This is a genomic window from Steroidobacter sp. (assembly GCF_016790065.1).
In the GTDB taxonomy this organism is placed as follows: domain Bacteria; phylum Pseudomonadota; class Gammaproteobacteria; order Steroidobacterales; family Steroidobacteraceae; genus Steroidobacter.
This window is the reverse complement of record NZ_JAEUPY010000558.1, coordinates 1-18464: the sequence shown is the minus strand read 5'-3', so window position 1 is coordinate 18464 and position 18464 is coordinate 1. Positions and strand designations below refer to the sequence as shown.

Below are 18464 nucleotides of genomic sequence, written 5' to 3'. Positions count from 1 at the left end.
TTCCCATGCTCGCTTACAGCATCACTTCCGACAGCCACTCGCTCTCCAAGCTCACTGACTTCGCCAACTTTCAGTTGCGCCCCATGCTGTCGGCGGTTGCTGGCGTCGCCAATGTCAGTGTGATCGGCGGCGCGCAGGAAGAATTCCATGTCGATGTCGATCCGCTGAAGCTGCATCACTTCGGGATTCCCTTGCAAGACGTGGTGAAGGCCGTGAGTGCCGCCAATGTGATCAGCGCAGTCGGTCGGCTGGAGGACCACTACAAACTGTTTCTGGTCATCGGTAACACGCAGTTGCAGGACGAGCAGAGCATCGCAGACGTTGCCATCAAGTCGGTCGGCAATGCGGTGGTGCGCGTGCGCGATGTGGGAACGGTGTCACGCTCGACGGAACCGAACTGGACCAGTGTCAACGCCGACGGTCATGAAGCCGTGCTGCTGAACATCTATCAACAGCCCGACGGTAACACCGTGCAGATCGCCGACTCGATCAAACAACTGCTCGACGACTATCACTCCCAGCTGCCTCCGGGCGTGTCGATTGCCAACTGGTACGATCAGTCGGACCTGATTCACAGCTCCGCTGGCAGCGTTCGAGATGCAATCGTGATCGGCGTGATTCTGGCCGGCGCGGTGTTGTTTTTGTTCCTGCGCAACGCGCGCATCATGCTGGTGACATTGGTGATCGTGCCGTGCGTGATCGCGATCTCCGTGCTGTTCATGAGTTTGTGTGGCATGACGTTCAACATCATGACCTTGGGCGGCATCGCCGCCGCCGTCGGCCTGATCATCGACGACATCATCGTAATGCTGGAGCACCTGTTCCGCCGCATCGAAGAATCCGGCAGCGCCGAGCTACGCACGCGTATCGATGCAGCGACGCGCGAATTCGCACGTCCGTTAATGTCATCTAGCGCGGCAACCCTGGTGATCTTCGCCCCGCTCGCCTTCCTGAGCGGCATCACCGGCGCCTTCTTCAAAGCCTTGTCATTGACGATGGTGATCGGCCTGTGCGTGTCCTTCGCCGCCAGCATGTTCATCGTGCCGCTGATCTCGGAGAAATTGCTGAAAGGCAGCGCCGTACAGCAACGCCACAACGGCGGCTTGGGCGCTCGTTACGACAAGATTCTATCGGCGGCGCTGGCCCGCCCGAAATTGGTGCTGCTCGGCGTGCTGCCATTGTTGATCCTAGGCGGACTCGCCTACACCAGCACCGGCTCGGGCTTCATGCCCGCAGTGGACGAAGGTGGCTTCGTGCTCGACTTCCGCTCACCGCCGGGCACGTCGCTCACTGAGAGCCAGCGCTTACTCGCTCAGGTGGAGCAGATTCTGCGCAACGATCCGAACGTGGATACCTACTCCCGCCGCGCCGGCATTCAATTGGGTGGCGGCATCACCGAAGCGTTCGAGGGTGACTACTTCGTTCGGCTCAAAGCCTCGGGCCGCGAGCCAATCGAGGACGTGATGGACCACATCCGTACTCAGCTGACCGCAACCGTGCCCGGGCTGGAGATCGAGCTGCTGCAATTGATGGAGGATTTGATCGGCGACCTGACGTCGGTACCGCAACCCATCGAGATCAAGCTGTACTCCGACGACGCGACCGCCCTCACCCACACGGCAAAGTCCGTGGCAGCGGCCATCGCGAAGATCGACGGCGTCGTCGATATCAACAACGGTATCAATCCCGCCGGCGATGCCATCGAAGTGAATGTCGACCGTGCCGCAGCTGCATTCCTCGGGCTGGACGCAGACTCGGTGACGAAAGCACTCAGCGATGCCCTCGCCGGCTCGGTGGCCACCCAGATTCCGACCGGACCGAAGATGGTTGGCGTCCGTGTCTGGCTACCCGCCGAGGATCGCAGCAGAGAACAGCAACTCGCCAAGCTGCCACTGTCCGCGCCCGATGGAAGCATCGTCACGCTGGATCGCGTCGCCTCGCTGCAAACCGTCAGCGGCCAGCCGCAGATTGCTCGTGAGAACCTCAAACGCATGAATGCAGTCACTGCGCGCATCAGCGGTCGTGACCTCGGCTCGACCATCGCCGACCTGCAACAGACATTGAAGCAGCCGGGCTTGCTGCCGCCCGGCATGTATTACCGCTTGGGTGGTCTCTATCAGCAACAGCAAATTGCATTTCGCGGGCTGATGATCGTGCTGCTCGCCGCCATCGCGCTGGTGTATCTGCTGCTGGTGTTCGTGTTCGAGAGCTTCCTGACGGCGGCAGTGATTCTGGCCATGCCATTGCTGTCGCTGCCGGCGGTGTTTCTCGGGCTGTGGGCGACCGGCATCGAGCTAAACATCTCGGCGATGATGGGACTGACCATGATCGTCGGGTTGGTCACCGAGATTGCGATCTTTTACTTCTGTGAGTACCAATCGTTGCCGGAGGACCTGCCGATACCGCAGAGACTGCTGCTGACCGGTCACAATCGAGCGCGCCCCATCGTCATGTCGGCGCTGGCGGCGATCTTGACGCTGCTGCCCCTGGCGCTGGCGCTTGGGGCAGGTACAGCCATGCAACAACCCCTGGCAGCCGCAATCATCGCCGGTCTGATTGCAGCGGTGCCGCTGGTGCTAGTGGTGATGCCGGTGTTGTTCGCGGTTACCGTGTCGGCTCGCAAGCACCCAATCGCCCACCAATGAAACGCAGCGGCTGGATATCGCGGACGAAAAAGACAGCGTCGAAAGACCGCACCGGCCTAAGCGGACTGTAGCCGGGCCGGATGTTTACATTTCTCACCGGTCGTTCCTGGTCGAGCCATTGCGCTACCGGTGCGGGAGCATCGCCCAGCTTCAGAAAGAAGCGTGGCATTTCGGCCCTAGCCAGCTCTGCATCGAAACTATCAGCGCGCGCCGGCTCCAAACGACGCTCGCAGTTGTCGAACCCTTCGAGGTCCAGCCAGTTTCTGGTGACGCCGGCAAAGTGTGAAGTGCCGATGACGACCATCCGCTTCCCCAACAACTCATCGGCATGTTCACCGAGCGAGCTGTGCAACGGGTGGTCCGGCGGAGCGAACTTGCGCCAGCGCGTGACATGCATGTTGTGCATGAAGACGAAAATTCGCCCTGCCGGCCCCTCGCGCTCCAGCGCCCAACGTAGATTATCGAACGAGGCGATGTCGCGCCCTCCGCCACCGATGCGCAGGCTCGCAGCCACTTGCCTTGCCGCAATCGCAGCTCGGTAGGCACGGTGATACTCCAATGGCGACGAACGCTGGATCCAGTGAACGTGCCATTGCTCGAACGCAGTCACCAGATCGCCAATATCCGCAACCATGTCGTTGCGTAGCCTGGCTGACAGTTTCTGGTATTCAGGTTGTGCGAAGCCGTGTTTCCAAGCATTCACTCGACGACCCAAGCCATCGGCGGCAACGCTATCCACCTTGCGAACGTACTCGAGCGCGTACGTCAACGTATGCCGCGCATCCTGATCAAGGTTGCCAGCAGCTTCGAGACCGTAGAAGCGTACTTTTCGTTTCGTGCTCGGACGGTCGTTGTACTCGCGCAGCCAGTCGATCAACTCGCGATTCTCAGCGAATGAAGCATAGGACCACGACAGCACCGCATTGGCGTGCTCCTCCGCTCGACCGATCTCAGCGTTGACGTATCTATCGACCTCTATCGCGCGAACAAAGTCGGTCTCGGCGGCAAACGCGGTATAACCCAGTTCTTCAACCAAGTATCGGAACACACGGTTACGCAGGATCAAGAACTCATGCGCGTTGTGGTTCGCTTCACCAAAGCTGACCACGCTCGCGTCGCCTACGACATCTCTGAGCGAGCTGAAGTACTCGTTGCTGTCCAGCGACTCGAACGGCACGGCCTGCGTTCGAACCCAGGCAGCGACTGCGGCGTCATCAGCTAAACAGGGCGCCGTGCAAGCCCACAGCAACATCAATAAGACATAGCCACGCATACTTAGCCCGCCAACTCACCTGCGCTCGAACGTCACGCCTTGCACTCGACCGAACTGCGCGTTGAGCACGAATTTTCGCACCTCACCGCCAGCACTGCGTTCGAAGCGCAGAATCACGGCCTGTTCAGTGTCCGCAAACTCATCGACGATGGTGGGCCTGAAAACGTAAACCGTTGCCAGTTCCTGGTCAGCACCCGGCACGTGCGCAGTCAGTGCGCCATCACGGACTTCGACGACGTAAGTCGAGTTCAACTCATCGCTGAAGTAACGCCCTGCGTAAGTAGACAATTGCTGAGGCGTGGGCTGTGCGATTTCGATGCGATCGAATATGCCGCTGCCATAGAGATCTCGGCCGCGCTGATAAAAGCGAACTGCGGGCGACTGTTGCGTCGGTTCGAACTCGATCTCGATGTTACCTTCGGCACGGAACGAGGCACCCGACATCGGTTCAAATCGCCGCTCCACCGCATCACCGCTGACACGTAGCGCGCCGGCTTCGACAGCCACAAACATCGGCAGGCCGAGAGTCTGCTCGCGGTAAGTCCCCACCAAGCGATTGAGGTCGGCATCGGAAATCGATGCTGGCGCACTATTGACCAGGCTTGGAACCGGCGCCGGCAGAACCGCATCGGCTACCGCCAGCGCCACTGGTGCGGCATAGCTACCGTTGTTACAGAACGCTGCCACCGTAAGCGCGAGTTCAGGGAAGATCATGACCTCGGCCTTGAAGCCCCAGCCCGATCCTGCATGACTCCACGTCTGCACGCCTCGGTAGGCATGCGGTCGCAAACCGAAAGCGTATGGCACCCGGCTGCCATCAGTGAGTGTCCCGGTCTCGCGCAGTCGACGCGTCAGCGCGACGCCACCCGCCAGTCGACTGCGATCGGCAAATAGATTCGTCGCCCAGGCCGCGTAATCATCGAGCGTGGTGACGACACCTTGTGTTCCGATACGAGCCGCAGTCTCAGGCATATCCTTTTCGCGCCAGCCGCCCTCGCCTGCAACGTAGGCAGTCACCAGCCGCGGATCTTGGCCGGGGCGATCACGGTAGTAGCTGTTACGCATGCCCAGCGGCGCGAAGATCTTCTTGCGTGCGTATTCCCTCAAGCTCTGGCGAGTCGCTCGCTCCACAACCTCCGCCAGCAACACATAGCCTGCATTGCTGTACAGGAAGCGCGTGCCAGGCTCGAAGTTCAATGCGCGCTGGCGTGCCAGCATGCGAAGAATGTCGATGCGCTCGCCAGGATCGTGGCCGGCGACGCGCATCAACGTCCAATCGTCCCGCAAGCCGCTGGTGTGATGAATCAGATGCAGCAGCGTGATTTTGGAACCGTAGTCCGGCAACTCCGGCAGATACTTCCGCACATCGTCCTGCAGCGATAGAAATCCTTCCTGCTCAGCAATCGCCACCGCGGCAGCCGTGAACTGCTTCGACACCGAGGCGACTCCGAAGGCGGATCGTGCATCGATGCGCGATCCGCCTTCCAGGTTGGCAAGCCCGAAAGCGTGCTTGAAGATCGGTCGCCCGTCTCGATAAGCACCCGTCGCACAACCAGGCGCGTCGGCCCGATCGAACTTCGAGAGCGCCTGTCGCGCACGCATCTCAACATCACGATCCGCCGTTGAGTTGCTGGCACCGACGGACGCCGCTGTGAGCACTCCACAGACCAAGCCGATCCAAACTCGAGTCGGCATCATTCCAATCCGGCAAAGCGGTAACGCAGCGTCAACAACACACGACGCGAATTGTCGAACGACACCAGCCCCAGGCCGTTGGCGAGCAAGATACGCTCATCCAGAATGTTCTCGAAATTTAGCTGCGCCCGAGCCGCGCCGAAATCGTAGGCCACGAACGCATCGAGTTTCAGATGCGAGTCGAGCGACCAATTCGGATTGGGCACGCGCGCCGGTCGCGAGCTTGCATATGACGCGTTACCGCCGATGCTCACTGCGCTCAATGCACCAGAAAGTTCGTAACTGGTATTGAGATTCGCGGTCCACGGCGAGACGCCGGCCAAGCCGTCGCCGACACGACCGTTGGCCACGTTGAGCGACTTGGTGACTTCAGCATCCACGTACGCTACGCCCGCGCGCAGGCGCCAGCCCGGACGCAACGTTCCGTCCATCTCCAACTCGAAACCGCGGCTGCGCGCTTCGCCGGAATTCACGGAGAACCGGATGTCGCTGGGATCGATGGTGAGCACGTTGGACTTGGTGATTTCGAACGCCGCCGCAGTCAGCGCCATGCGACCGTCGAGAATCTCCTGCTTCACGCCGGCCTCGAATGCCTCGCCCACTTCCGGTTCGAACTGATTGCCGAAACGATCGCCGCGGCCGGCGTTGGGCAGGAACGACTTGCCCCAGCTCAAGTACAGCGTGGTGGCCGATACCGGACGCCAGATCAACCCGGCGCGTGGCGTGGTCTTGCGATCGTGTTGGGTTCTGCCAGCAAGGGTGCGGTCCGCGTCCAAGTACGAGCGTGTCGTGATGCTGTCGCGGCGCATGCCGACCAGCAACTTCCAATGCTCGCCGAGCGAGATCAGGTCTTGGCCATAAACCGCCTGGTAGTCGGACGAGGATGCGCCTTGGAAACTGAAATCCTCCGCAGGCAGCAACGGCCCGGCGCTGTACACCGGATTGCGATAGTCGATGGGTCCAATGTCGCCATCCATTGCGTAGTAGTTGAAGAATGCGTCGACCGAGTCGTAACTCACCAACAGATCGTGCAGCAATGGCCCGCTGGCGAAGTGCCCACTGAGCTGTGCCGACAGCGTTTCGTCGCGGCGCTGATTGCGATCCGCGCCTGGATAATTCGTGTAGTAACGGTTGACCGTGGTGGCACCCGGCGAGGTCAGTCCGAGAATGCCGATCTCCGGAGCGTTGTCGGCCTCATGCTTGTATGTGAAGCCGCTGGCTCGCAAGGCCCAGTCCGGAGCGAAGCGCCACTCCACCTGCGCACGAAACTTTTGAATCTCCATCTCGGTGTTCGGCAGCCACGGCTCCGAGAGATTGCGAGTTACTGGTAGATTTTCGATCAATTCCCGCGTCGTGCCGGCGAAGCGATCGATGGTGTAGCTGAAACGATCATGGACATAGTCGAGGTTGACGGTGATGTCGTCCGTAGCCCGCAGCTCCAACGACGGCGCCACCAAGCGACGTTTGTTGGTCACGAAATCCCGGAAGCTGTCGGAATCCTCGACGGCTGCATTCAAGCGCACCAGCAGACGATCGCTGACGAGCGGGCCGGTCACATCGAAAGTGCCGCGAAGTGTGCCATCACGACCGTCGCCGACATTCAGCTCTGCGCCCAGACCGAATCGATCCAGAGGCCGCTTGGTCGTGACATTCACGATACCGCCAGGATTGCCCTGGCCATAGAGCACCGACGCCGGCCCGCGTAATACTTCGACGCGATCGACGGTGGAGAAATCGATCACGCTGGAACTGCTGCCGCTGATCACGCCGGCGTTGTAGCCGTCGACCAGGATGGCGCTGCCACGAAAGCCGCGGATGAAGAATCCCAGACTGACGCCACCTGTGTATGGCGACACCGGCTGTACACCCACGGTCGTATAACTCACATCCTCGATGCGAGTGATGAGCAATTCATCGATCACTGCGCGGGGAATGAGAGTGATGGCCTGAGGCAGATCACGCACTTCGACATTGAGCTTGGTGGCCACAGTGCGTTGTCGCAAGCCGGTGACGACGATCTCTTGTAGCGTTTCGTCGGCGGCGGGCTTGATGTCTTGCGACGGACTGGCAGCCTCCTCGCGCGCTTCGCCAGCCTGAGACATTCGCAACGGCGCGGCATGCGCGATCGGCATCGCACCGGAATTATCATCGCCGCTGACGCGCCCCGCGCCCGCCTGCGCTACATCGACGACAAGAATGCCGCCGTCCCCTACCTGCACGGTGAGACCCGTGCCACGAAGCAATACCTGAATGGCTTCTGCCGGTTCGTGTTGCCCGGTCAATTCGTTGCTTTGCAGGCCGCTGACCCGCTCGAATGCAAACAGGATCTGCCGCTTCGATTGTCGGGCGAACTCAGTGAGTGCTGCCGCGGCGTCTTGCGCAGGAATATCGAAGCCGATGGGTTCAGCCAGGGCGACTGCAGGGGCGATGCCGGCAACCGTGGCTGCCAACCCCGCGCTACCCAACAACACCCGCATGGCCTGACGAATAGACAACTGCATTGCGCTTCCCCGTGACTTGATGATGACGGGCGCGTTGCGCCCATTTCTTGTGTCACGAGTTAGACGTGCGACCTGGCGCCTTCCGTGAGGCGCTCAGCAAAATTATTTTGCTCGCACTGACCGACGCAGTTGGATGCGGTCGCCGGCCACGACGGCGTCGATGCCAAAGTTGCTGTTCAACACAGCGATGAAGCCATCCAGGTTGCGGGCGTTGAAGTAGCCACCGATTTTCAGGGATGCCACGTCCGGATCGTCGATCTCGAGCTGGCGCACGTTGTATCGATTCATCTCGAGGATCGCTTCCTGCAGCGGCTCGCCGGCGAACACCAGCATGCCGTCCTTCCACGCCAGCTCTCGTTTGATCTCCGCGGCCGCGACCCGTCGTACCGCCACCTCGCCGCCGTGGACGATCGAACCTCCTTCACCCGCCGTAATCAGCGGCGTCTCCGCGGTCGCACCGGTCGGCGTCAGGGTAACCTTGCCCTCCGTCACCAGCACTTCGAGATCCTGGTCACCCAGCCTGTGCACATTGAACTGCGTGCCCACCGCACGCACCGCCGCTCCACCAGCGCTGACCACGAACGGACGTGCCGAATCCGGCGCGACCGTGAAATGCGCTTCGCCTCGCACCAACTCCACTGACCGCAGCTCGTCGCCAAGCGCGACTCGAATCTCGCTGTTGGTATTGAGTTCTACGATAGAGCCGTCCGCCAGGACCACCCTTTCGAACGCGCCGATTCCTGTTACATGACGCTCGGCTCGGTCGCTCCACGGAGCGAGCATGATCACTCCGATGGCGAGCACGACACTGGCGGCCAACGCGATAGCGCGTCCCGACCAGTCTCGCTTTGACGCACTGACGGCGGCACGCTCCTGCGACGTCTGGAGTGGAGCGACCGCGGAATGAGTCTGCTGAGTGGCAGCCGAAAGGCGCAGCGACTCGAGCCCATCGAGCCGTCCCCACACCGCTTGCAGTCGCGAGAACTCTGCGTCATGACGCGGATCAGCCGCTCGCCACGCACGAATGGCCTCGATCAACTCGGGACTGGGCTGTGCCGCATCCAAGCGTGCCAGCCATATGCTCGCTTGTTGCTCGATCTCGCTGGTCGACATGCTGGGGTCCTCGCGAGCGGCTCAGGGCTTGCGTTGGCCTGGCTTGGGAGTTGCCGACTGTTCCGTCAGCGCCACGATTTTCGCCGCACACAATCGCATGCCGGTCGCGATGTGAGTTTCCACGGTGTTCTCGCTGATCTGCAGGCGCTCAGCGATCTCCCGTTGCGACAGCCCAAAGACTTTGCGTAAGGTCAGAACCTCGCGACAGCGCTCCGGCAAACTGTCGAGCGCGTGCGACAGCAATGCAACTTCCTGTCGCGCATAGATCTCATCGTACGCGCTCGGCCGTCCATCGATGGCCCCCGGCTCTTCGATATCGGCAATGACCTCGAGCGAGACCAGCTTGGGCTTTCGCAACCGGTCGAGCGCAATGTTGCGCGCGACCTTGAAGAGGAAGGCTCGCGTCGAACGAATGCTGGTGCGCTCTTTGTCCGAAAGCGTCAGCAGGCGCGCGTAGGTTTCCTGATGAGCGTCCGCCACATCCGAGGCGTGCTCCAGGAGCCGCCCCAGGAACCGACGCAGCGCACTGTCATGCGGCAGCACCTCGCGGGTGAACCACATCTGCCGGTCCACCTCGTTAGACAGCTTCTCGACGGTCGCGGTACTCATGCGCCGTTTTTTATATCATGGCGGTGATGATAAATTCAACAAGCGCCCGCGACCGATTTCAGCAGGTATGCTTCGCCCATGAGCACCAACAGCACCGACTCACCTGCCAGCGAAGTCACTGCGGATCAGTTACAGGCCGCGCTGGAGCAAGCAGTCCGCGACGGAATGCCCGGGATTGCGGCTGCCATCGCCACGCATCGAGGCTTGTTGTGGAGTTCGACGGCGGGCTGGGCCGACATCCATCGACAACATGAGTTGCAGCACCGCCACGTCTTCGGCGCCGGCAGCATCACCAAGGTGCTGGTGGCGAGCGTCGTTCTACAGTTGGCACAGCAAGAGCGCGGGCTGTTGCAGCGTTCGGTGTTGGACGTGCTTGGCCCTGGCGTGACTGATGGCATCGCGAATGTCGGCCTGGCCACGATTGAACAACTGCTTCGTCACACCAGCGGCATTCCCAGCTGGGAAGACGATCCGCGATGGATCCGCGAAGGCCGCGGCATGGATCTCGATACCACACGCCGTTGGGGTAAGACCGACACGCTCGATTACATTCGCGGGCATGCAGCTTTGTTCGAGCCGGGTGTACGGCACAGCTACTCGAACACCAACCATACGCTGCTCGGCTTGGTGATCGAAAAACTCACCGGCGCGACTGCCGAGGCCCAGATCCGCCTCCGCCTGCTCGATCCGTTGGCCATGAGCGGCTCTTATATGGAAGGCTTCGAGCGCGGTGATGAGAGTCGCGTCCCACGTCGCTATCACCACGCGACTCCGGAATTCATCCAGGCGGCGGGACTTCATGAACAGTTCCATCGGGTCGGCGAGCGCTTCATCGACGTGAGCGCATCCAACCTTTCAGTGGAATGGACGGCGGGCGGCTTGATCTCCACACCAGCGGACTTGACGACGTTCGGACTCGCCCTGCGCGCCGGCCGAATACTGTCCGAAGCCGGCATGCTGAAGCTGACGCAATGGACACCCACCGGCGAAGGCAGCGACGTGGGATGCGGCGTGTTCCGCTATCCGCACGTCGCCGGTCCACTCATCGGCCACACCGGCAATGTGCTCGGCTTCAGCAGCTGCATGTTTTGGGACACGCACAGCGAAGCGGTATTCGCCGTGTGCACCAACGTCGGCTCGATGCACGCAGGCGACGGTGTCCCCAATGCGGGATCGATCGCCTTGCGTTCGCCGTTTACGACCCTCGCCTTACGTTTCGCTCGCCAGGCGATTGCGATTCACGCTTGATCGCCGCATCGGTGGACGGCTACTGGGTCAGCACGCGAGCCACCCGGAAGCCGACGTCGTCGATCAAAATCGTGTCTCGCACCCAGGCGCGACTCGCACTCCGCTGCTCCGGTGCTGCGTAGGTGAAGGAGCCGCCACGAATCACCCGACGCGTGCACCCCGCTACATCGTGCGGCCGGCCATCGCTGGCGGCGCTCACGTAACTATCCTCGTAACAGTCTTGGATCCACTCCCAGGCGTTGCCGGACATATCGAAGATGTTCCAACGATTACCCAAGAACGATCCGGCTGGAGCACTAAAGATATGCTGATCGTCGCACTCGACGGTGCTCCATTCAGGATAGGTCCGCCGTACCGCTGCATCGGCAGCATTGGCATGACGACAGATACTCCCGGCGTCCTCGCCCCAAGCATAAGACGTCGCCGAGCCGGCACGCGCTGCATATTCCCACTCCGCCTCGCTCAGTAGTCGGTAACTGGCGCCGGTCTTGCGCGACAGCCATGCGGCATACGCCTGAGCTTCGTGCCACCCGACGCAGACCACAGGATCGCGGTCGGTCTGCTCGAAACTCGGCGACTGCCAACTGCCCTGCCGATCGCGAGCGGATGTGCCTCCCAACTCGCGATGGGTCCAACAGTCGCCTAACGTGGGCGCGCCGGTGTCCTGCACGTACGCCGCGTACTGCGCACGTGTCACTTCGAAGCGGCCGACAGCCACGCGCTCAATCGACACATTGTGGACCGGCAGTTCATTCTTCTTACCATTGCCGCCACGATCACCCATGGCAAAGGATCCCGCCGGAATGACCACCATCTGCGGACAGTCCGCGCACTCCTGAAATACGTCGCCCGATTTAGGCGCTGCCGACGGCTTACTTCCTACTGCCTTACTATGCACAGATGAGTCGGCACCGCGCGAATCCTCGATCACTGGCAGGATCAAGCGCGAGCGCAAGTCGGGCGTGTGATGGACCTGGTTATGCGCAACCACCCAGCTCACCTGCTCGGAATTATTACCTCCCAGGTTGAGATTGCGCTCGAAGCGCGGAAAGTTACTGCTGGAGATTTCCAGACGAATGGCATGTCCGGGCAGAAACACATTGCTGGTCGGCCCCAACGGAATGTTGAGCTCATAGGTCTCACGCGACTTCATCCAGACTTCCCGTTCCATGCCAGTCCGATAGCGCGTGCGCAGGATGCCTTCGAGAATGTTGAAAGCTCGACCGTCGGGGTAAACGTCGACCAGCTTGGCCGTGAAGTCCGTGTCGACAACGTCCGAAGACACGTGCAGAACGACGCGTACATCGCCCGTCACCTGCAATGGACGCGTCAATATCGGCGTGGTGTACACGAGCACGTCGGCACGAATTTCCACCGGACGCTGATCGAGCGCACCCGCTACCGGTTCGGCGGTACCCGTGCAGCACAGTGGGCCGCCGCGCGACGGCACCGGGTCGGCAGGATCGTAAGTGAAGCGGTCATTGGCCGCGCTTGACGCCGGTGCCGGTGTTGCCAGCAAGCGGCCGTCGCCACGCGAGCTGTTGGCATTGCCATCGCTGCTCAAGAACAGATTCTTCTCGACAGCGTTGCTCGGTGGCCACGCCGAAGCAGTTTGCCAGCGATTGGTGCCCATCGAGTAATAACGAATGCGCGGCCATTGTTTGATGGCGGCTCGGGCCTTGGCATCGCCCTTCAACCACGCATCGAACCAGGTCAGGAAAATATCGCGATACGCAAAGCGCGTGTCGCCGACTGGGCGATCGCCAACCGTCGCCTGCTCCTTCGCGTCTCGTGCGGATGCGCAATGATTGTGCGGACTGAGGATGACGTATTGATTGTCGCGCGCCAGTTGCGACACCGAATGTTGACGAAAGTGATTGAACTCCACCAACGTCATGTCGGTGCCGAAGTCGTACCAGGAATTCACGAACAGCGCCGGCACGTCCGACGTATAGCTGTCGGTCATGTGGGGCAACGCCTGCCAGTAGGGATCGCTCGGCGGACGACTGACATGATCTTCAAAGTCGGTGTTCGGCATGCCCTGCGCCGACAGCGCTTCTTTCATCGGCAAGTGATACCAGGCCTTGGCGAAATCGATGGAAGGCGTCCGGCGGACCCCATCCCACAACGCAGCGGTGGCGTTGAACTGATCGCGCGGCAAGTCCGGCGACAAACGCGGCATGACCTTCTCGCCGTAATCGGCAAACCAGCCCACGCTGCCCACCCACTCCACCACACCGCCGACGCGAGTGGAGAAGTCACGATAGTGACCGCCCAATGAACCTACGCCGCCGCCGGACGCCTGCGGCACCAGGGCTTTGAGCGCGGGATGTTTGTTCTTCGCCAGATAGATCTGTTCGTTACCTTCGTACGAGCAGCCGTAAGCGCCGACGTTACCGTTCGACCACGACTGCTTGCTCAACCAGTCGACCGTGTCATAGCCATCCTCTGCATCGCCCATCGCCACGGTGTAGACGCCTTCAGAGTTGAAGCGTCCCCGCACATCCTGCACAGCCACTGCGTAGCCATGCTCGACGAAGAACCGAATCGTCGAGCTCGGCTGACTGTGCTCTTTGAAGTAACGCTGATCCTTACCGTAGGGCGTGCGTATCAGGATCACTGGTACGCGCGCTGCTCCCGACGACGCCGGCAAGTAAAGATCGGTTGCGAGCCGTGCTCGATCCTGCATCGTGATGAACACGTTGCGCTCGACTCGGATGGCATCCGTAGCTGGTTCGGCAGTCCCCCTCGCACAGATTAGACTCGCAACGGCGGCGAACAAGACGCGTGGAACAGTCATTGACATCTTGCTCACCACCGATACTTCACGCTGGCTGTGATGGTGCGCTCCACGCCGGGGTAGTAACCACCGGTGCGCGATGCCGATGCAAAGTACTGCTTGTCGAACAGATTCGCCGAGTTCAACGCGAATCGCCAAGTCGCCGTGTCGTAGTAGATAGCCGCATCGACCAGCGTATACGAGGGACTCTCGAAACGGTTTTCCCGATCATCGAAGCGCTTGCCGACGTAACGCGCACCGCCGCTCAAGCCGAATCCCTGCAGAACACCCGAGAACACGTAATCGGCCCACAGCGAGACCGTGTGCTTGGGCAATTGCATGGGACGCTTGCCCAGATCGACGTCGTTGCTACGAGTCACCTCGGCATCCAAGTAAGTGTAGGCCGTGGAAAGGGTCCAGCCGTCACCCAATCCGGTGCGCGCCTCCAACTCCAAGCCGCGTGAGCGACGCTCGCCGGCCGTGTAATAGAAACCGAAATTATCGAGGTCCGGCGTAAGGATGTTGTCCTTGGTCAGGTCGAACAACGCTGCGGTGTACAGGCTGCGACCGCTCGCCGGCTGGAACTTCACGCCGACTTCGTACTGCGTGCCGTTCGAAGGCGAGAACGGATTGCCGTTGACGTCGCGGCCACCCTGCGGCAGGAACGATTGCGTGTAGCTCACATAAGGCACCAGGCCGTTGTCGAACTGGTAATTGAGTCCAACGCGATTGGTCAACGCTTCGTCTTGCAAGCCAGTCCGCGATGGCGTGGCGCCCCGATCTACCGTGCTGGACTTGACCCAGTCGTAACGCGAGCCGAGCGCCAGCATCCAGTTGCCGCCAAACTTGATCTGGTCCTGCAGGTAGACGCCGGTCTGTCGATTCTCTTGAGTAGCGTCGAACAGCAGCGCCGTGGCCTTGTCGATGTGTTGCCCGTAGATCGGATTCCACAAGTCGAGGCTGGGCGCGGCGCCGGTGTAAAACTTCAGATCGGCGTCCATGCGGCCGGTATCGATGCCGATCAGCAAGTTGTGCGACATCGTGCCGCTGTCGAACTGCGCATGCAGTTGCGTATCCACGGTGAGCTGATCCAGGCGCTCGTCGGTGGCCACGGCATATCGATAGAGAGTGTGGCCATCGGGATCGAGCCCGGCGCCATACAACTCGTCGACTTCCATATCGACACGCGCGGCACGGAAGTTCTGGCGCAAGGTCCAGACGTCATTGAATCTGTGCTTCAGCTGATAGCCCACTGAACTCTGCACATACTCGTAGCGGATGTGATCGGGTTCGCCGGACAGAATTCCGCTGAAGCTACCGTCCGCAGCCTCGGCGAAAAATGCATAACCGCGTGTGTCGCCGGTGCGCACGTCGGTCAACAAAGTGATCGACGTATCGTCCGAGACCTGCCACAGCAACGACGGCGCAATGAAGCGCTCGCTGCGTGATGGACGATCGCCATTCGGATAGCTCTGCTGCGTATCCGCGTCCAGGCCGACGCCGACCAACCGGTACAACAGCGAGCCGGACTCATTCAACGAACCGCCGATGTCGGCCGCGAGCTGCCGGCGATCGAGATTGCCGACTTGCACCTCGACTTCCGAGCGGGCTGTGGCACTCGGCCGCTTGCTGATGCGATTGACGATGCCGCCGGCATCGCTTTGTCCGAACAGTGCGGACGATGGGCCGCGGATGACTTCGACCTGCTCGATGTTGTAGGGCTCGGTGACGAAGCTGGAGAAATACAGCCCGGTGGCTTGATTCAAGCCGTCGCGGTAATTGCCGGTGTACAGCGCGTCGAAGCCGCGAAGGATGACGTACTCGTAGCCACGGCCTTCATAGCCATAGTTGTCTACCACCACGCCCGGCACGTAACGCAGAGCCTCAGTCATGCTCTGCACGCCGCGCACTTCCAAGTCCTCGCGCGACAGTACGGAGATCGACTGCGGCGCCTCAACGATGGGCGTGTCGATCTTGGTGCCGCTGACCAGCACCTCTTCCAGTTCCTCTGGCACAGCAGGTTCTACTGCTGCGCTGCTCGTGCCCACCCAACCCAGTGCGAACATCCCGCCGAGCGCTGCCTGTCGCATTGCTCGCTGGAGAGGCCAGTTCGAAACCGAATGTGCCATGTCGTTCTCCCCGTACTGTCGTTATTCGGATCGACGGGGACCATAGCCCGGACTGGCACGGCGGGTTTACGATATCGGCAGGCTTTCTTTCGAGTTTGACAGGATTTATTCGGACCGACGCCTTGGGCCGGCCTAACGTGCGGCCTGCGACGACGGGTCGGTGACGAATCCCACCTTGGTGAGCCCCGAGCGCCCCGCTTCACTCATCAGCTCCGCTAGCGTTTCGTAGCGAGTGGCGCGATCGACGCGTAGATGTAATTCCGGCGCTGGCTCACGCTGCCCGGCGCTTGCAAATCGCTCCAGCAACCGGCTGCGATCGATCGGCTCACCGTCCCAGAACATGCGTCCTTCGGCGTCGAGCGCCAATTCGATGCTCGCTGCCTTGGAGTCATTGGGGACATTGGCCGCCTGCGGCAGATCGATCTTGACGGCATGCGTCAACAACGGCGCGGTGACGATGAAGATCACCAGCAGCACCAGCATGATGTCCACCAGCGGAATGACGTTGATCTCTGCCACGGGTGCAGCGTTACGGCCAGCCGCGAAACTTCCGAACGCCATATCAGCCTCGCGCCGCTGCTGCCGCAGGCTTCAAAGACGGCACCGCCGCGGGAGCCGACGACTCGATCTTCGCGCCCGTCCCCAGGAAGGTGAACAGGTCATGCGCGAAAGCATCCAACTGCGCCAACGTGACGCGATTGCTGCGTACGATGAAGTTGTACCCCAGCACCGCCGGAATCGCGACCGCCAGGCCGATGGCAGTCATGATCAAGGCTTCGCCCACCGGTCCCGCCACTTTGTCGAGCGTGCCCGCACCCGACAGGCTGATCGCCGCCAGCGCGTGATAAATGCCCCAAACGGTTCCGAGCAAGCCAACGAAGGGCGCCGTGGCACCCACTGAGGCCAGAATGGTCAGTCCCGACTCCATGTTTGCAGTCTCTTCATCGATGGTCTTGCGCAAGGTTCGAGTGACGAAATCTCCGGAGCTGCCGGCCTCATTGAGCCGGTTGATACCGTGACGCTCATGATGGCGACTGGCCAGAATGCCGTGATACGCGAGGTGCGAGAACGGCTCATCCGGATGTTTCTCTTCGAGATGCGTAGCCACGACGTCGAGCGAACGCGCGTTCCAGAAAAAGTTCAGAAACCTGGCGGTGCGCCGGCGCATCCGCGTGAGCGTCACGGCCTTGGTGCAGATCAGGTACCAACTCGCGATCGACGCCAGCACCATCAGCACCAGGATGGCGCGGGCGACGAAATCCGCCTGGGCGATGAAATGACTGACGCTGATACCTTGGATGGGCTCCATAACTCTCTCTTTAGCGATTCTTCAACTCGAACAACATGGGGATCGCGACCCACGCGGCGACCGCGCGATCGTTCTGAATGGCGGGCACGAAGCGCCACCGGCGCTTGACGATATCTGCCGCGGCCTCATCCAGACTGGGATAGCCGCTGCTCACGTCGATGAGCACTTGCTCGGCAACGCCTGAGGCGCTCACCAACACTTTGAGCATCACGGTGCCCTCCTCACGCTTGCGACGCGAGGCATAGGGATACTGTGGCCCCGGATTGTTCAAGGAGTCGGCGAGATAGTCCGGCGGTACCACTGTTTCCTGCGCCGTCGCGACCTGAGGTGCAGCAACGGGTTGTTCCACGGGCGCCGCTTCGACGACTTCTTCTTGGCGCGGCGTAACCATGGGCGACGGCGTCGGCCGAGTGCTTGCGACCAGCGTGGGCGCAGGCTTTGGCGGCAAGCGCGGCGGCGGCTGAGGCACCGGTGGTGGCGGCGATGCCACCGGCGTCGCTCGCTGCTCGGGAATGAAGCTCACCATCATCGTCTGCTGGACCACGGGCTCGGGCGTAGCAGCTCGAGCAAGGAGCACACCGGCCAGGACGGCAACGTGCGCAGCCGCTACGAACATCCCCATCAGCAAGTGCTGACTTCGGTTCATGTCTCGTGCGGAACGATAGGACGCTGAGGAAATCATGGGTGCAGCTCAGGTCACAACACAGTGCCGCAACAGATTGTGATACACGCTGGTCAACTTCAGCAGATGCGGATCCTGCGCTGCTACTGTGACCGCGAGCCCCTGAATCGATTGATCGAGATCGAACAGCACAGTGCGCAGTCTTTCGTCGGCTACCAGGCTCTCGATCCAGAAGAAGGCCGCGAGTCGCGCTCCGCTCGTCACTGGTGTCACGCGATGCAGGCTGCTGGACGGATACAACACCATGTCACCCGCGGACAGCTTCACTTGTTGCACGCCGAACGAAGCTTCGATCTCCAGCTCGCCGCCCTCGTAGTCATTGGGATCGGATAGAAACAACGTCGCCGACAGGTCGCTGCGAATCGTGATCTGGGTTCCGGGAATGCGCATCACCGCGCTATCCACGTGAGCGCCGTACGTACCACCGTCGACATAGCGATTGAATCGTGGTGGGTAAATCTTTCCGGGCAGCGCCGCGGAG

At 61.1% G+C, this 18464-nt stretch carries 13 protein-coding genes; 2 read left to right on the top strand and 11 right to left on the bottom strand.

The annotated features are described in order from the left end of the window. Positions 1-2645: efflux RND transporter permease subunit (locus JNL55_RS22965; protein WP_293859511.1), on the top strand; the 2645-nt coding region annotated here is incomplete at its 5' end. On the opposite strand, the gene JNL55_RS22960 is transcribed toward JNL55_RS22965, so the two are convergent. From JNL55_RS22960 to JNL55_RS22940, 5 genes are all read right to left on the bottom strand, one after another. After that, positions 2605-3918 (bottom strand): erythromycin esterase family protein, encoded by a 1314-nt coding sequence (locus JNL55_RS22960; RefSeq protein WP_293859508.1) that lies wholly within the window; start codon positions 3916-3918, stop codon positions 2605-2607. The genes JNL55_RS22965 and JNL55_RS22960 overlap by 41 nt on opposite strands. A 15-nt stretch (positions 3919-3933) precedes the next feature. Continuing rightward, on the bottom strand, positions 3934-5613 hold the full coding sequence (locus JNL55_RS22955) for a serine hydrolase (RefSeq protein ID WP_293859504.1): 1680 nt from the start codon (positions 5611-5613) through the stop codon (positions 3934-3936). Then, a complete protein-coding gene (locus JNL55_RS22950; protein WP_293859501.1) occupies positions 5613-8114 on the bottom strand; it encodes a TonB-dependent siderophore receptor in 2502 nt (833 codons plus the stop codon). Before JNL55_RS22950 ends, JNL55_RS22955 begins: the two co-directional genes overlap by 1 nt. A gap of 102 nt (positions 8115-8216) precedes the next feature. Then, a complete protein-coding gene (locus JNL55_RS22945) occupies positions 8217-9227 on the bottom strand; it encodes a FecR family protein (RefSeq protein ID WP_293859498.1) in 1011 nt (336 codons plus the stop codon). A gap of 21 nt (positions 9228-9248) precedes the next feature. Continuing rightward, positions 9249-9836, bottom strand: a complete 588-nt coding sequence (locus JNL55_RS22940) for an RNA polymerase sigma factor (protein ID WP_293859495.1) — start codon at positions 9834-9836, stop codon at positions 9249-9251. A gap of 78 nt (positions 9837-9914) precedes the next feature. Here JNL55_RS22940 and JNL55_RS22935 point away from each other — a divergent pair, with 78 nt between their 5' ends. After that, on the top strand, positions 9915-11084 hold the full coding sequence (locus JNL55_RS22935) for a serine hydrolase domain-containing protein (protein WP_293859492.1): 1170 nt from the start codon (positions 9915-9917) through the stop codon (positions 11082-11084). A 19-nt stretch (positions 11085-11103) separates the two neighbouring features. On the opposite strand, the gene JNL55_RS22930 is transcribed toward JNL55_RS22935, so the two are convergent. The 6 genes from JNL55_RS22930 to JNL55_RS22905 form a co-directional block, all read right to left on the bottom strand. Further along, on the bottom strand, positions 11104-13785 hold the full coding sequence (locus JNL55_RS22930) for a CocE/NonD family hydrolase (RefSeq protein WP_293859489.1): 2682 nt from the start codon (positions 13783-13785) through the stop codon (positions 11104-11106). A gap of 110 nt (positions 13786-13895) precedes the next feature. Beyond that, on the bottom strand, positions 13896-15992 hold the full coding sequence (locus JNL55_RS22925; RefSeq protein ID WP_293859487.1) for a TonB-dependent siderophore receptor: 2097 nt from the start codon (positions 15990-15992) through the stop codon (positions 13896-13898). 132 nt (positions 15993-16124) lie between these two features. Then, a complete protein-coding gene (locus tag JNL55_RS22920; RefSeq protein WP_293859484.1) occupies positions 16125-16553 on the bottom strand; it encodes an ExbD/TolR family protein in 429 nt (142 codons plus the stop codon). Position 16554: 1 nt separating this feature from the next. Further along, complete coding sequence (locus JNL55_RS22915) at positions 16555-17301, bottom strand: MotA/TolQ/ExbB proton channel family protein (RefSeq protein WP_293859481.1); 747 nt, start codon at positions 17299-17301, stop codon at positions 16555-16557. A gap of 10 nt (positions 17302-17311) precedes the next feature. Continuing rightward, the gene (locus JNL55_RS22910; RefSeq protein WP_293859478.1) at positions 17312-17947 is read right to left on the bottom strand and encodes an energy transducer TonB; all 636 of its coding nucleotides are present in this window, start codon (positions 17945-17947) and stop codon (positions 17312-17314) included. A gap of 45 nt (positions 17948-17992) precedes the next feature. Beyond that, positions 17993-18464 (bottom strand): Fe2+-dependent dioxygenase (locus JNL55_RS22905; RefSeq protein WP_293859475.1); only part of this gene is annotated, 472 nt, incomplete at its 5' end.

Coding starts and splice junctions, on each gene's coding strand:
- JNL55_RS22960 (WP_293859508.1), bottom strand. CDS start 3,918: ATGCGTGGCTATGTCTTATTGATGTTGCTGTGGGCTTGCACGGCGCCC.
- JNL55_RS22955 (WP_293859504.1), bottom strand. CDS start 5,613: ATGCCGACTCGAGTTTGGATCGGCTTGGTCTGTGGAGTGCTCACAGCG.
- JNL55_RS22950 (WP_293859501.1), bottom strand. CDS start 8,114: ATGCAGTTGTCTATTCGTCAGGCCATGCGGGTGTTGTTGGGTAGCGCG.
- JNL55_RS22945 (WP_293859498.1), bottom strand. CDS start 9,227: ATGTCGACCAGCGAGATCGAGCAACAAGCGAGCATATGGCTGGCACGC.
- JNL55_RS22940 (WP_293859495.1), bottom strand. CDS start 9,836: ATGAGTACCGCGACCGTCGAGAAGCTGTCTAACGAGGTGGACCGGCAG.
- JNL55_RS22935 (WP_293859492.1), top strand. CDS start 9,915: ATGAGCACCAACAGCACCGACTCACCTGCCAGCGAAGTCACTGCGGAT.
- JNL55_RS22925 (WP_293859487.1), bottom strand. CDS start 15,992: ATGGCACATTCGGTTTCGAACTGGCCTCTCCAGCGAGCAATGCGACAG.
- JNL55_RS22920 (WP_293859484.1), bottom strand. CDS start 16,553: ATGGCGTTCGGAAGTTTCGCGGCTGGCCGTAACGCTGCACCCGTGGCA.
- JNL55_RS22915 (WP_293859481.1), bottom strand. CDS start 17,301: ATGGAGCCCATCCAAGGTATCAGCGTCAGTCATTTCATCGCCCAGGCG.
- JNL55_RS22910 (WP_293859478.1), bottom strand. CDS start 17,947: ATGAACCGAAGTCAGCACTTGCTGATGGGGATGTTCGTAGCGGCTGCG.